This window comes from Streptomyces hygroscopicus (assembly GCF_026168105.1).
GTDB lineage: Bacteria > Actinomycetota > Actinomycetes > Streptomycetales > Streptomycetaceae > Streptomyces > Streptomyces hygroscopicus_D.
Genome location: NZ_LBMW01000092.1, coordinates 1 through 13,730, shown reverse-complemented (window position 1 = coordinate 13,730; position 13,730 = coordinate 1). Strand labels below are relative to the sequence as shown.

At 69.1% G+C, this 13,730-nt stretch carries 13 protein-coding genes; 5 read left to right on the top strand and 8 right to left on the bottom strand.

Annotation, left to right across the window (positions count from 1 at the left end):
* Positions 1-42 precede the first annotated feature (42 nt).
* Positions 43-1,161: a dimethylsulfone monooxygenase SfnG gene (sfnG, locus tag AAW14_RS38330; RefSeq protein WP_265569095.1), complete on the bottom strand. Its 1,119-nt coding sequence runs from the start codon at positions 1,159-1,161 to the stop codon at positions 43-45.
* 161 nt (positions 1,162-1,322) lie between these two features.
* Complete coding sequence (locus AAW14_RS39975) at positions 1,323-1,400, bottom strand: putative leader peptide (RefSeq protein ID WP_353962189.1); 78 nt, start codon at positions 1,398-1,400, stop codon at positions 1,323-1,325.
* Positions 1,401-1,542: 142 nt separating this feature from the next.
* On the opposite strand from AAW14_RS39975, the gene AAW14_RS38325 reads away from it, so the two are divergent.
* Together AAW14_RS38325 and AAW14_RS39970 are read left to right on the top strand one after the other, a co-directional pair.
* Entirely contained in the window at positions 1,543-2,490 is a 948-nt protein-coding gene (locus AAW14_RS38325; protein WP_265569094.1) for a LysR family transcriptional regulator, read from the top strand.
* Between the two features lie 194 nt (positions 2,491-2,684).
* Positions 2,685-3,170 (top strand): helicase associated domain-containing protein, encoded by a 486-nt coding sequence (locus tag AAW14_RS39970; RefSeq protein ID WP_416223439.1) that lies wholly within the window; start codon positions 2,685-2,687, stop codon positions 3,168-3,170.
* A 116-nt stretch (positions 3,171-3,286) separates the two neighbouring features.
* On the opposite strand, the gene AAW14_RS38315 is transcribed toward AAW14_RS39970, so the two are convergent.
* Positions 3,287-3,781, bottom strand: coding sequence for a hypothetical protein (locus AAW14_RS38315; protein ID WP_265569093.1), 495 nt, complete (start codon positions 3,779-3,781; stop codon positions 3,287-3,289).
* Positions 3,782-4,520: 739 nt separating this feature from the next.
* Entirely contained in the window at positions 4,521-5,192 is a 672-nt protein-coding gene (locus AAW14_RS38310) for an MBL fold metallo-hydrolase (RefSeq protein WP_265569091.1), read from the bottom strand.
* Positions 5,193-5,268: 76 nt separating this feature from the next.
* Between AAW14_RS38310 and AAW14_RS38305 the strand changes: the two genes are divergently transcribed.
* Positions 5,269-5,694: a MarR family winged helix-turn-helix transcriptional regulator gene (locus AAW14_RS38305; protein ID WP_265569090.1), complete on the top strand. Its 426-nt coding sequence runs from the start codon at positions 5,269-5,271 to the stop codon at positions 5,692-5,694.
* 1,598 nt (positions 5,695-7,292) lie between these two features.
* Here AAW14_RS38305 and AAW14_RS38300 read toward each other — a convergent pair.
* A complete protein-coding gene (locus tag AAW14_RS38300) occupies positions 7,293-7,625 on the bottom strand; it encodes a hypothetical protein (protein ID WP_265569089.1) in 333 nt (110 codons plus the stop codon).
* Positions 7,609-7,869: a hypothetical protein gene (locus AAW14_RS38295; protein ID WP_265569088.1), complete on the bottom strand. Its 261-nt coding sequence runs from the start codon at positions 7,867-7,869 to the stop codon at positions 7,609-7,611. The genes AAW14_RS38300 and AAW14_RS38295 overlap by 17 nt, the downstream gene beginning before the upstream one ends.
* A 931-nt stretch (positions 7,870-8,800) precedes the next feature.
* Between AAW14_RS38295 and AAW14_RS38290 the strand changes: the two genes are divergently transcribed.
* Positions 8,801-9,556: an AAA family ATPase gene (locus AAW14_RS38290; protein WP_265569086.1), complete on the top strand. Its 756-nt coding sequence runs from the start codon at positions 8,801-8,803 to the stop codon at positions 9,554-9,556.
* Positions 9,557-10,803: 1,247 nt separating this feature from the next.
* On the opposite strand, the gene AAW14_RS38285 is transcribed toward AAW14_RS38290, so the two are convergent.
* Together AAW14_RS38285 and AAW14_RS38280 are read right to left on the bottom strand one after the other, a co-directional pair.
* The gene (locus AAW14_RS38285) at positions 10,804-11,619 is read right to left on the bottom strand and encodes an alpha/beta fold hydrolase (protein WP_265569084.1); all 816 of its coding nucleotides are present in this window, start codon (positions 11,617-11,619) and stop codon (positions 10,804-10,806) included.
* 160 nt (positions 11,620-11,779) lie between these two features.
* Positions 11,780-12,442 (bottom strand): DUF4097 family beta strand repeat-containing protein, encoded by a 663-nt coding sequence (locus tag AAW14_RS38280; RefSeq protein WP_265569083.1) that lies wholly within the window; start codon positions 12,440-12,442, stop codon positions 11,780-11,782.
* A gap of 256 nt (positions 12,443-12,698) precedes the next feature.
* Here AAW14_RS38280 and AAW14_RS38275 point away from each other — a divergent pair, with 256 nt between their 5' ends.
* Complete coding sequence (locus AAW14_RS38275; RefSeq protein ID WP_265569082.1) at positions 12,699-13,481, top strand: GbsR/MarR family transcriptional regulator; 783 nt, start codon at positions 12,699-12,701, stop codon at positions 13,479-13,481.
* Positions 13,482-13,730: the final 249 nt, after the last annotated feature.

Below are 13,730 nucleotides of genomic sequence, written 5' to 3'. Positions count from 1 at the left end.
CTCTTTCGCGGGGCGCAGCAGCGTGGGAGAGGCAGGTGCGGGTCAGACAGGCGCGGGGGCAAAGCAGGGCTCGTCGTCGCAAAGCTGCCTTTGCAGTTCCCGTACGAGAGGCAGCACGCGCTTGCCGAAGTACGCGACCTCCTCGTGGTAGTGCAAAAAGCCGAGGAGAAGAAGATCGACGCCGAGCCTGCGGTAGGCGACGATGCGCTCAGCGATCTGCTCGGGAGTGCCGATCAGTCCCGTGCGGAAGCCGTCGTTGTACTGGACCAGGTCCTCGAAGGCCGAGTCCTGCCACATGCCCTTGCCGTCGGCGGTGGACCGGCCCGCCTGCTTCACGGCCGCACCGAAGCCCTCGACAGCATCGGAGTCGGCCTTGGCGACGATCTCCCGAAGGGTGTCGCGAGCCTCGGCCTCGGTGTCGCGGGCGATGAGGAAACCGTTGAGAGCGAACCTGGGTGCCGTACGGCCCGCTCGACCCGCCGCGGCGCGTACGTCGTTGATCTGCTCGACGACTCCGTCGAAGTCCTTGCCGTTGGAGAAGTACCAGTCGGAGACCCGGCCGGCCATCTGCCGGGCGGCGGTGGAGTTGCCGCCCTGGAAGATCTCCGGGTGGGGGCGCTCAGGGGCGCTGAGCGGCTTGGGCTTGAGGGAGAAGTCACGCAGCCGGTAGAAGTCACCGGCGAGTTCGGTGTGGTCCTCGGTCCAGATCTGGCGCAGGGCGCGGATGAACTCCTCCGAGCGGCGGTAGCGCTCGTCGTGCTCCAGCCAGGGCTCGCCGAGGGCGGTGAACTCGTCCTTGAACCAGCCGCTGACGACGTTGACGGCGAAACGGCCGCCGGACAAGTGATCTGCGGTGGCACCGAGTTTGGCGAGGACGCCCGGGTGCCACAGGCCGGGGTGGACGGCGGCGATGACCTTCAGGCGCTCGGTGGCCAGCAGCAGGGCAAGGCTGAAGCTGGTCGACTCGTGCTGGAACTCGGCACCGTAGCCGGCCATGTAACGGACCTGGCTGAGCGCGTACTCGAAGCCGTTGTTCTCAGCGAGGACGGCGAGTTCGCGGTTGTAGTCGTACCCCCAGTCGGTGCGCTGCTCGATCGTGCTGGTGACCAGTCCCCCGCTGACATTGGGGACCCAATAGGCGAATTTGACGGGCGCGGGCATGCGGAACTCCTGTTGCGGAATGCATGGTTGTTCAGGGACGCCACATCCCGGGAAAGGGGCGGGCGCGCGGCAGCGCACAGTTCAGATGGCGCGGTGAAAACGTGGCAGCGGCATGTGCGGCGACAGCCGTGGCGTGACCAAGGGGCGGCGGACCGCGAGGATCAGGCCGCTGAGCAACAGGAGGCGCTGGAGACGCGCGCGAGGTCGACATGGCGTCGCCGCGTGAGGTCCAGTCGCATCTTCATGCCGTCGATCGTGGCAGTGGCCGCTCGGGACAGTCAAGGGAAATCCGACCGGTTCCGTATCGCGGACCACCGGATTTCACGAAGGTGTGACAGGGAAACCCTTGAACCGGTCCCGGGGCGGAGGAATTCTGCTGCCGTGCGGACAGAACAACTGGAATACATCGCCGCAGTGACGCGTCTCGGCTCGCTGCGCCGGGCCGCGGAGGAACTCCGCCTGTCCCAGCCGGCATTGAGCGAAACCGTCAGAAACCTGGAACGCGAACTGGGGGTCGATCTGCCGGAACGCAAACGCACCGGGGCGACGATGAGCGCGGAGGGCCGGGAGCTGCTGCCGCACATCGTCGGCGTACTGGAGGCGGTGGACCGGCTGCGGGCCGCGGCGGGCGAGCAGCACCGCATCAGCCGCATGGTGCGGGTGGGTACGGTCAACGCGGCTACCGTGCCGCTGCTCATCCCGGTGGTGCGCGCCTTCCGTGCCGCGCACCCCGTCACCCAGGTGGAGGTGGTCGCCGCGCAGCAGACGGACATACACCAGGCCCTGACCGAGGGCGGTTTCGACCTCGGCCTGGTGAACCACCAGGAGGGCGACGACGTGCCGGCCGCCCTGGAGTCGACACAACTGCTGCACGGGCAGCCGGTGGTGTGCCTGCAGCCCGACAGCCCGCTCGCATCCCGGACCGCGGTGAGCGTGGACGACCTGCTGACCCAGCCCCTGATCACCATGCGCTCCGGTTACGTCATGAACCGCTACGTGCACCGGCTCCTGAACGGCCGCGCCCCGTCCCTGGCGTACTCCACCGACGGAGCGGAAATGGGCAAGCTGATGGTCGCGCAAGGACTCGGGGCCACCGTACTGCCGGACTTCAGCATCATCGAAGATCCACTGAAACGACTCGGCGCCATCACCCACCGGCCACTGACAGCCGCCCCGCCCCGGGTCCTGCTGATGCTGCAAGGACGCAGATCCCAGTCCGCGCCGCGCGCGGCGCGTGACCTACAGGAGACATTCGCACGCCACGCTGAGGAACTGGGCGGGACGCTGAGCTCGTCGCCGAACCAGGAGGCTGATTCGGCGACTGGCTGAGTGGCGGTGCCGTGGTGGTGCCGCAGGGCGACGTCTGCGGCGGCCGGCCAGGCGCTCGGGGCGTTCTCCCGACCGGGATTCCGCCGTGATGCCTCGGTCCAAGAGGAAGGGACGAAGAGCAATCACGTCTGCTGCTGCGTTTTGCCGCCCCCAGGGACCCGGTCATGGTCGCCGAGTGAGTCTCCTTCAACGTCATCGACACCGAACGCCAGGACTGGGCCCGCGGCTACGCCGCGCTGCGCCGCTACACCGAACGCGAGCACCACGCACGCGTCCCCTACGGCCACAGGGAAGCCCCCGGCCCCCACCACCTCGGCCAGTGGGTCGCAGAACAACGCCGCGCCTACCGAGCCGAACAACTGGACGGGAAACGGGCCGAACAGCTCGAGCAGCTCGGCATGGTCTGGGACACCACCGACGCCGCCTTCCAGGAAAACCTCGCCGCCGCCCGGGTCTACTACGAGCAGCACTGCTCACCCCCGAGAAACTGGCGCAGCTCGCCGGCCTCGGGTTGGAGTGGGCGGCGCAGGCGCGGGCGTAGCGCGGTCACAACCCGAGCCGAGCCGCTCGGGAGGGATGGTTCGGGGACGCCCCGGCTCGGAACGCCGCCCCAGTCCGCCCGGACCCGCGCTCGCTCCTGTGCTGGGCCAGGTGCGCGCTGGGGCGCTCTTGCGTACTGATCAGGCCAAGGCTGCGCGCTGGGGCGCTCTTGCGTACTGATCAGGCCAAGGCCACGTCTTTGCCGGTGGCGCACCATGGCCATGGACTGCGTCGGGTGGGCGGCAGAACGGCCGCCTCATCCGAGCGGCTGTTCACCCTTGGCGACGGTGAAGGCGATGCCGCCCAGCTGCGAGGTGAGGTAGCGGCGCAAGGCCGCTGAGGTGCTGCCTGCCTGGCTGGTCTGCAGTTGGATGCCGGAATGGTCGGTGGCCGGGCCGATCTGGTAGACGGGGAACCCTGCAATCGTCGGGCCATTGTGTGTCATGAGCCTGCGGACGGCCTCCTGCAGTGTCCGTTCGGAGTAGCGGCAAGCAAGGATGTCGAGCCGGTTGAGGTCGACGGCCGGGTGGGCGCGCTTGGCCGCCTGCGCGAGCAGCCTCCCGCGCGCCACGTCCGTGACGCACAGCGCCACCCGCCCTGGGGTGTAGCCGTCGATCACCGTGCCGAAAATGTCCGAGTACGCGGCGTTGAACTCCTCATCGCCGACGGCCTGTGCAAGTGCCTGTGCCTGCGCGGTGTCGTCGGATGCGCTGCTTTCCGCAGCGGGTGAGGCCGCGCTGTGGATCTGCATGCCATCCGGGCAGGAGGCGCTCGCCCCGCCGCTCGGGCTCCTGCTGCCGGCCGGGGACACGGACGGGGTGCTGGCAGACGGCGTCTGCGCCGGGGTGTTCCCCAGCGGGGACCCGGCGCACGCCGCAGTGGCAGCCAGCATCCCCGAACAGAGTGTCAGGGCAACGGCGCGCCGCATGGTGTTCCTTCTTCCGCCCGTGGTCCCGGCCAGGCGCAGCCGCTCCCGACCAGCTCCGAGACGCCGCGACACGATGGCGCGCAGTGTAGCGAGTTCGAAATGGGTCAGGGCCGCCCGTGCCCGGTTGGTGGCCTGTCCCGTACCAAGCCCTGCCGACCGGGCTGAACGCGGAGTATGTGCAGCGTCTCGCCGGCCTCGGACTGGAATGGGCGGCTCCGGCCCCGGAGCAGGAGAGGGGCCCTGCACGGCGGCGGGCGCCCTGCGATCGCATCCCGGGTGCCCGCCATGTCGCACACCAGCGGGCCGCCCGGTCCATCCCCCGGTGCCGAACCGGACCGCCGCAGAAGCCGAATTCCCACCGCCGATCACTGCATTCCGAGACGATCACTGCCGAGCCTCTCGGACGCGCCCCGCCGCTCGGGCCGTCCTGGATCTCTTCAACGGCACCAGCTCCTTCACGGGGACAAAAGGGCCATCGGAGGCGTCGGCATCAGCGTTGTCGTCTGCCCGGGGGTCTCTACCCGGGGCCGGGGCACCTCTCCGCCTCGGCCCCGGTCAGCCGTCAGGTCCGAGGAACCGCCTGGCTCGAGGAGCCGCCGGCTGCGGGCAGGTCGACTTTGTCCCCTGCGGGCCAGGTGCGGACGGCCGGGCCGTGCGGTCCGGCGACCAAGCTGCTCAGGACCTGAGTGTGGACGCTCAGCGCCGGGGGACTCAGCACCGCGTCGTGAATGAGGAAGACCTCGCCGGGTCCGACCTCCCTGACGTAGTCGACGACCTCGGCCAGCTTCACCCATGGCGCACCGGCCGGTGCGAGGAGCGTGCGCACCTCCTCCTCCGGGACAGTGAGCGCGTCGCCCGGGTGGAAGACCCCCTGGACCAGGAAGCCGACGTTGTCGAACTCGGTGAAGTCGCGGTGGATGGTCGCGTGCTTTTCCCCGTACACGTGGAATTCCAGCGGGCCGATGTCGAAAGCGTCGCCGTGCTGGACGGTATGGACGCGCCCGCCGAGGTCAGTGAGGTGGCGGGCGACCGCCGGGTTGGTCCAGATGTCGATGTCGCCGCCGGCTTCCCGCAGCCGGTCGGGGACGAAGTGGTCTACGTGCTCATGCGTGACGAGCACCGCGTCGGCGCCCTTCAGTGCGTCCGGATCGCTGAAGCAGCCGGGGTCGATGACGACGGTGCAGCCCTGGTGCTGCAGTCGTATGCAGGAATGCCCCAGTGAGGTGATGTGCATGACTGGTCTCCCTTCCATTTGTACAGCCGGACTGTACAGCATTGCTGTATATCTGTCCTGCGGGTACGGTGATGCCGTGAACGAGCAGGAGATCGCGAGCGACCTGCGAGCCGTCCTCGGAAACCTGGTGCGGCGCGCACGGGCCACCGATGCCATGCCGCAGGCGCAGGCCGCGGTGCTGGGCTTCCTGGACCGTGAAGGGCCCATGACCACCAGCGAGCTCGCGGCCCGGCAGCAGGTGCGCCACCAGTCGGCGGCGCGGGTCGTCGGCCAACTCGTGGAACTGGGCCTCGCCCGCCAGAAGCCCCATCCGGACGACAGGCGCAAGGTCCTCGTCATGCTGACCGATGCAGGCCTGCAGGCACTTAAGGCACGCCGCGGCCGCCGAGCCGACTGGCTCGCCGAGGCCATCAGGGCAGAGCTGTCCCCCGCCGAACAGCAACAGCTCGCGCAGTCCGTCGCCCTCCTCAAGCGGCTGGCCTGGCACGGCGATCGCAGCTGACCGCCTCCCGCAGGTACAGCACTGCCCGCCGGACCCGCAGGGCGGAAGTGACGGCCGGCCCAGGTGTGGGAGATCCGCCTGTAGTCCAGGACGTAGGCCAGGGCACCGTGGTGGATGAACCGGCAGGTGATGCAGCGCAGGAGGGCCGACTTGCCGCCGCCGGTGCCCGCAGAGGCCAAAACGTGCAGGGGCCCATGGTCCAGGCCGCCGCAGACTTCCTTCTTGTCCGCCCCCAGGCCGATGAGCGGCGCGGACCCGGGCATCTTCGCGAGGATCTCGCGCATGCCCGGGTCGGACAGGCGCAGCACCTTGAGCGGGATGTGCCGCTTGTTGACGATGACGTGCGTGATGACGTGCGTGTCCTTCCCGGCCCGGCGCCAGGTGAAGGAGACGTTCTCCCAGGGCGGGACGAAGAGGATCCGCGGGTCTTCGAGGCCGGCAGCCCCGCTCTCCACGCCGGTCACGACATACGGCGAGAGACAGCCGCCGCTGAAGTCCATCCCCTTGATCAGCTCCAGTTCGAGACCGAGCGTGGCCGACTCCTCCACCTCGATCACGCCGTCCTTGCCGACCTTGTCCATGGCCTCGGCGATCACCTCTTCCGATGGCGGGTTCGGCGAAGGCGGCCCTGGTGACGATCTCGGCGATCCGCTCCTTGGTCTCGACCCCGAAGCCGGGCCCGAGCGCGTCCTCGGCCCGGCGGCAGGCGGCTGCAAAGGCACGGGAGGCGAGGACGGGCCGCAGCCCGGCCCCGACAGCGGGCTGCAGCGCGCGCACGACGGACTCGAAGACGAGCACGGCGGTGACCGCGCCGTCACCGGCCTCGGCCTGGATCCGTTCCACCAGTTCGTGCAGGAGCTTTGCACCGATCCCGGCGCGGCCCGGCGGCGGAGCCGGTTCGCAGACGATGGCGGCGGTGTCAGTGAACCGTTCCAGGGCGCTGTCGGCCCCGGTCACCAGTCGGGCCGGGGCAGCGGACCGATGGTGCGGCGAAGCAGCGCGGCGGCTGGTGCAATGCCCTCGAGGATCTCCGCCACGGGCCCACGTGAAAGGGGCTGTTCCGTCTCGCTCGCCCCGACCCTCCCGCCGCGCGCCGGCCGGGCCGGTGCGGCCGTCGCTGCCACATCCGGCCGGGTACTGCGCGATGCTCAGGCTGCCGACCCCGTCCAGCAGCCAGAGCCTGGGCGTCTGCCCGCAACCGCTGCCGGTCATGACACCGTGGACGTAACGGCAGAGGTCCTCCGCGAAAACCCCGCCGTCGCGGTCGACGCCGACGTCCTTGGTGCGCACACCGGCAACGACCGCCGCGATGAACACGGACAGTTGCGGGGAAGCGGGCAGACCGGCCTCCTCCGGCACCGGTTCGAAGGCGAGTTGCCTCTCATCGGTGGCACTGATGACGACCGTGCCGCTGCCATGGAAGGGGGCGCCGAAGCCGACGGTGGGGTCCTCACCCCTGACGCCGGGCCGGAACGCGCCCCTGAAGCAGCAGTGGAGCAGCCAATACCTCACGGCGCGCCCGGCAGCGCTGCAGATGACGGCCGACGAACTCGGCCGGGACCGCGTAAGACTCCAGCAGTTCGCGTCCCTCGGCCCTGTCAGTGCCCGCGAAGTACAGCGACTCGTCGCAGTCCTTGATGTCGTTGACGTCCTGATGTCCTTGATGTCCTGATGTCCTTGATGCCGTGCTCAAAGAAGTAGACGAACAGTTCGTCCTCGAGAGCTGCCTGGGTGAAGAAGCCGAGCAGGGCCGGCTGGACCAGGTGGACGGGCTGGTCGAGGACCTGGGCGACCTCGTACCGCCCGATGCCGGGCGCACTGAGGACCGCGGCGAGTTCCCCGGCATCCCGCAGCGGTGCCGCGAGCGCGTTCCACCGCGGGTCCTCGCAGGCGAAGGTGGCGATGAGCAGGGCTCTACGGCCTCCCGTCACCGGCGGCCTCCCCGCGCTGCCCGGCATCCGGAGCCGGGCCCGACCGGTCCGCCGCGGCGGTCTGGCGCAGGAACTCGCCTACGAGCCGCTGCCGTTGCTCCGCCGTGATGCCGGTGACCTCCAAACCGCTGTCACCGATGATGACGCCGGCGCTGCGGCCGGCTGCGCATCCGGCCCACCCCTGCACGGTAGCCAGGACGACACAGATGACATGCGGGGCCAGTGCCACCACAACAGTGCCCACGGCAACCACCTCGGCGCCCTTGTGCCGCCCTGAGGCGCCGGCTCCTCACCGTAGGGCAGGCTCACCCGCCCGGCCGGCCGGACGAGCAGCATCTGCCGCAACTGCTGTGCGGCCCCCTGGAATTCCCGGGCATCAAAGCTCGGCCCGGTACCGGTGGCGATGCGCAGCTTTGCTGTCGTCACGATGACCAAACGATGACCAATATTGACAGCGGCCGACTGCCGGGGCCCCGGAGCTGCGAGCATCCGCGTCGCCCTCTCTGCCTGCCCGGACGACGGAGCACTCGCGGAGCCCCGGTGGACAGGGGGCCGCCCTCCCCGGAGGCGGGTGGAGCAGCCTTCATCGGAAGCCGACGCGAGCACCTGGTCCAGGGGGCCACGTGTGGCATGCCGCAGCCGGGACTGGGCGCACGCGTCGCGGTGCGCGCACGCGCGGACCGCCACGGATACCGCCGGCCACCGGGATAGCGCCGTGAACAACGCCGGGCCGGCGGCGGCCTGGGAGCCGGGCACAGCACCGCTCGCAGCCGGATGGCGCCGGTCAACTCCTCGAGTCGCCTCACCCGCTCCGGCGACAGGTACAGCGGAACCGGATCAACCGTGCGGAGCCTCCTCGTACGTCGGCAGGTCCCCCTCCCCAGCACCCACGGCGTTCAAGGCGTCCGGGCGGCCATGCCTGCGGCCTCTGCCTGCCGGTGGAGCACGGCACCACCCGATCCCACACGCCGCTGACCGCTTGCCGGCCGGCCAGTTGGCACCGCCGCGGGTGCGCGCTCACGGCAAGGGCGGACGGTCCCGGCCGACAAAGGGAGGCTGAGCCTAGCGGCTGGCAGGGGCACCCGTAGCCGGCAGGCTGTCAGCACCTGGATCTATGGTCAGGGCATGACTCCAACAGATCCTGCTGCAGTGGACCGGACGAGAACGGGCAGCCGATGACCCGCCATGGCCAGGGCTTTGTCCGCTATGCCAAGCTCGATTCGCGCGTGGGCACCGACCGCTACCCCTTCAGCCTGCCGGTCGTCACCCACCTCGCCGGCATGGACAGGCTCGAACTGGACCCCGCGGTGACCTTCCTGGTCGGCGACAACGGCTCGGGCAAGTCCACCTTGATCGAGGCGCTGGCCACCGCTGCCGGGTTCAACGCCGAGGGCGGTTCCCGGTCCTTCCGGTTCGCCAGCCGGGCCACCGAGTCCAATCTGGGCGATCACCTGACTTTGTGCTGGAACCGCAGGCCCCGCACAGGTTTCTTCCTGCGCGCCGAGAGTTTCTACAACGTGGCCACCGAGATCGAGCGGCTGGACGAAGGCTCGGGGGAACTGCTGCGCGCCTACGGTGGCCGCTCCCTGCACGAACGCTCCCACGGCCAGTCGTTCCTGGACCTGGTACACCACCGTTTCGGCCCGAACGGTCTCTACATGCTGGACGAACCGGAGGCAGCCCTGTCGGTACAGGGATGCCTGGCGATGATGGTCCGGATCCGAGAACTCCTCCACCAAGGGTGCCAGTTCGTGGTAGCCACGCATTCGCCGATCCTGCTGGCCATGCCCGGCGCACGAATCCTGCAGATCGAAAGCGGCGGCACCATCGAGCAGGTGGAATATGAACAGGCCGAGCCTGTCGCGTTGACCCGGGCGTTCGTCAACCACCCTGCCCGCTTCCTGGACCGCATGTTCGCCCAGGACGCATAGACCAGCCGGTTCGACAGCGCTCTCTGCCCCGGCCTTAAGGACAAACCACACACGCGCCGACACCTCCGCGCCAAGAGATACAGCCGCTGAGTGCCGATTCCGCACGGGTGTGCAACCTCCCTTTCCCGACAACACTTTCCCGCCCCCCAGCGCCGATAACAACGACTCACACACGGACGTGAGTTGCCGGTGGATGACACGACAGCAGACGAGCCCGAGGAACACTTCGCGGATACCTGCCCGACGTTCCCAGCACACACATAACCGGCGGAAGCCGTGCAGCCAGGCAAAGGCCCGCTCCACCACCCACCGGTAGACGCCCAGCCCCAGCCGTGCCCAGTGCCGCCCCATGCGATGACAGACGCCACGCCCCGGGCGCGGACCCCCTTGCGGCAACAGGCCCGGCCGTAACCGCAGTCCGCGCAGAGGGCGACTGCTCTGCCGCGTGGCCGGCTGACCCGGCCACGAACGGGCGCCACGGCATCGAGCGACACCGCCGCGTCCCCGCAATCCTTCACCTGCCGGTACAGCACAGGCAATCCTTCACCTGCCGATACAGCACAGCAACATTACCGCCCTCCCGCGCCAGCCCCCCAACGCGCACTGGGACACCTCGAACCGGGCACGACCACACCACTCCACACGGCCCTCACCACACACCGCCTCCACCCACCACCACACCGTCCGCGGCGACACCCCGCGCCAACTCCACCGCAATCCCCACATGCAACGCCGGCAGGCCACCCTCCTTGTCCGCCGCAAGAAGCCGCCCCACCACCCCGCGCCGACCGCCCGCCAGCCGTCGAAGCAGCCGGACCCGCGACTGCCTCACCCGCCGCCCCCCAACCGCCATACAGTCCAGCCCACCCGACCCCGCCAACCCGTCACACAGGTACAGCGAAAGCCACGACAGCCGACCGCCAACCTGCCAGCCACACCACAACAGCCACCTGGTCACCCCCTGACAGCAAACCGAACCCCGGCCTGTCCCCCCCTGCCCGGACACCCACCCCGCAACCTGCCGACGCCCACTCCCGCCACCAAACCGCCCCCTCACAGCGTGGCCCAACTCCGGCCCCGTAACTGACTGAGCCCAGCCGGCCGGGGGCATGTCCTCCCAGCCCGTCACGACAATCCGGACCGGAACAGACCTCAATGGCCACGAAGGGACTGCGCGCCCACCAGCCAGAAGCCCAAATCCCCTTCGCGCAGCGCGAGCGGGCCCCGTCGTGCGCCCGGATGCGACTTCAGCGCTCCCCTTGGCCGAGGGCGGCGACCTCGCGTACGGCCTCGGCCACGGCCGGGAAGTCCTTCTTGAGGATCGCACCATGATTGCCGGTGACCTTCGCGCTGATCCGGATGTTCGCGTTGCGGGCCGTCACCGCATCGAGGCCGGCGCGTATCCGTTCCTGTTCATCACCGCGGCTTCCAAAAGACGTCCCCGAGGCGACCACGTAGCGCACCGGGACGGCGATGTCGTCCAGCACCGGGCCCAGTTCGCGCTCGCGGGAGAGCCTGCCGAGCTCGATGTTGCTGTTCGCCTGCTGTTCGGCGGTCATCCGCGGGGCCAGGCCGGTCGGGCGCAGCAGCGGCATGAACCAGCCCAGCCGCCGGAACAGTGTGCGGATCCGCTCTTCCATGGCATCGTCGAGCCAGTCGTACGGGAACGCGCCGTCGACCAGGACCGCGCCCAGAGCACGCCCGGGATTCCGGCCGGCCCAGTGCGCCGCGACGACCGCTCCGTATGACCAGCCCACCGCAAGAGCCCGGTCCACTCCCCTGGTGGCGAGAACGGCGTCGACGTCCCGGACGGCGGCCTCGAAGGAATAGTCCGCCGAACGCCTGGATTTGCCGCGGGCCCGCTCGTCGTAGGTGATGTGCCGCCACCTGGGCCCCAGTTCGGCGACGACCCGCCGCCAGTACCCCTGGGTGGCGAACTGGCCGTTGAGATAGACCACCGGGATACCGGGACCCCCGGTGTCGGTGACGGCCAGGGCCGTGTCCTCCACCGCCACCATGCCGGCCCACTTGGAACGGCTGAAGGAAGTGCTGTTCTTCGTCATGTGTTCCCCCTGGTCGCGTCAGGCGTCTCATACGGCTTGCACAGGGCCTGCACGGCGATCGCAGGCCCCTTGGGACAGACGGCCGCGCCGCCCACGGCGACCGAGGGGATTTCCGATCGCGGCGGGCCCGGCCGGACAGTCCTGTCCTGGTTCTGCTTCTTCACAGGCTGCGGGCGGTGATGTCGCCGTGGGAGGTAGTGGCGCGGATGTCGAGATCGGCACTGCCGTCGTTCTTCAGGGCGTTGCTGATACGGCCGTGGGCGGTGCCCGCGTCCAGGGCGGCCGACACGCCGGCGGCAGCGCCGACCGTGATGTCACCGGACTGCGTGCTCAGCACGAGCGTGCCGCCCATCGCCTCGGCGATCCGGATGTCGCCCCGTGCGGTGCTGATCTTCGCGGCCCCGCCCAGCCGGCCGATCTCGACGTCGCCGTCGACCGCACTGAGACGGACACTCGCGGCCTCGTCCAGCTTGATCTGGCGGTACGCGCCTTCGAAGACGACCTCGCCGAGGCGGCCGACGCTGCGCACTTCAACACTGGCCGCCTTGGCCTCGATACGCGAACCCGCGGGCAGCTTGACCGTCACCTCGATGGCCCCGCACGGGCCGAGGTACTGGCTCTTCGCCGACGTCCAGATCCGCAGGACTCCGCCGGCGTATACGACTTCTGTCTGCTCCGCCGCCTTCACGTCACGGCCCTTCGAGGCATTCGCAGGCAGGACCTCGACCACGGTGTCGGCCCGGTCCGCGGCGATGAACTGGACGCGTCCGGCGGGGACGTCCAGAACGGCGGAGATCGGGACGGGGGTGTCGAACTTCCGCATCGTGCTCTCCTGAACTCGCTCTCGTTTCTGACAAGAGAAACGCTACGTTGCTTTCTACTTCCGGGCAACAGAGGCTTTGCACAGGAGAAGCATTACTGCAGGTCAAAGTGCAATAATCATTGCAACACCCTCTCGCTTAACGCAACGACAGCACAGCCGTCCGTTGCAATGTATTGAAGATGAACGCTATGGTGGAGGCATCAGGCAACACCGAGCAGCACCATGGACCACCCGTGGGGCACGAAAGGGGGCCGTGATGCCGGGAGGCAGGCTCACCCAGGCCGAACGCCAGCAGATCGCGCTGGGACTGGCCGACAACCTCGCCTACGCCGAGATCGCCCGCCGCCTCAAACGCCCGACCTCCACCATCACACGCGAGGTCACACGCAACGGCGGCCCCGCCGGCTACCGCGCCGACCTCGCCCACCGCGCCACCCAGCAGCGCACCCACCGGCGCAGGCAGACCGCGCCGGTGGGGTCACAGGCGCTCCCCCAGCCCCACGGACGCGACGCCGAAGCCGTCCACGCCTACCAGGAGACCCTCACCACCGTCCTCATGACCTCCGGCCTGCCCAAGATGCCGGCCCGCGTCCTGGGCTGTCTCTACACCACCGACACCGGCCGCCTCACCGCCTCCGAACTCGCCCAGCGCCTCACAGTCAGCCCCGCCTCCATCTCCAAAGCGATCACATTCCTCGAGAACCTGGACCTCGTCCGCCGCGAACGCGATGAACGCCGCCGCGAGCACTACGTCGTCGACGACGACCTCTGGTACCAGTCCATGATCCGCAGCGCCCGCGCCAACGACCAGTTCATCGCAACCGCACGCCAGGGCATCACCATCCTCGGCCACGGCACCCCCGCCGCCACCCGCCTCGAAAACGCCGCCCGCTTCCTCGACTTCGTCAGCGAAAACCTCATCCGCGCCGCCGAACAAGGCCGCGAAGTCCTCTACACCCGAACCCGAACAACCCCACACGACACCACCAAACCAAACCCACACGACAACCAGACAACCACCCCCACAACCACACCATGACCAAGACCCACCACCCGCCCTCACGGCTCAGACGGTGTCCTATGTGGTGAGGCGGATCAGTCGCTTGTAGCGGCACAGTGCGGCGGCGAGGCCCAGAAAGGCCAGACACCTCATGGTGCTAACGAGTCAAGCGGCAGCGGCCATCGGGACGGGAAACGCCGTCTGTTCGTCGAACAACTCGTGGTCTTGCAGACAGCGGTAGAGCTGTCCGAGCATCCGGTTGAAGAGATTTCGTAGGGCAGCCGGCCA

Coding starts and splice junctions, on each gene's coding strand:
- sfnG (WP_265569095.1), bottom strand. CDS start 1,161: ATGCCCGCGCCCGTCAAATTCGCCTATTGGGTCCCCAATGTCAGCGGG.
- AAW14_RS39975 (WP_353962189.1), bottom strand. CDS start 1,400: ATGCGACTGGACCTCACGCGGCGACGCCATGTCGACCTCGCGCGCGTC.
- AAW14_RS38315 (WP_265569093.1), bottom strand. CDS start 3,781: ATGCAGATCCACAGCGCGGCCTCACCCGCTGCGGAAAGCAGCGCATCC.
- AAW14_RS38310 (WP_265569091.1), bottom strand. CDS start 5,192: ATGCACATCACCTCACTGGGGCATTCCTGCATACGACTGCAGCACCAG.
- AAW14_RS38290 (WP_265569086.1), top strand. CDS start 8,801: ATGACCCGCCATGGCCAGGGCTTTGTCCGCTATGCCAAGCTCGATTCG.
- AAW14_RS38285 (WP_265569084.1), bottom strand. CDS start 11,619: ATGACGAAGAACAGCACTTCCTTCAGCCGTTCCAAGTGGGCCGGCATG.
- AAW14_RS38280 (WP_265569083.1), bottom strand. CDS start 12,442: ATGCGGAAGTTCGACACCCCCGTCCCGATCTCCGCCGTTCTGGACGTC.
- AAW14_RS38275 (WP_265569082.1), top strand. CDS start 12,699: ATGCCGGGAGGCAGGCTCACCCAGGCCGAACGCCAGCAGATCGCGCTG.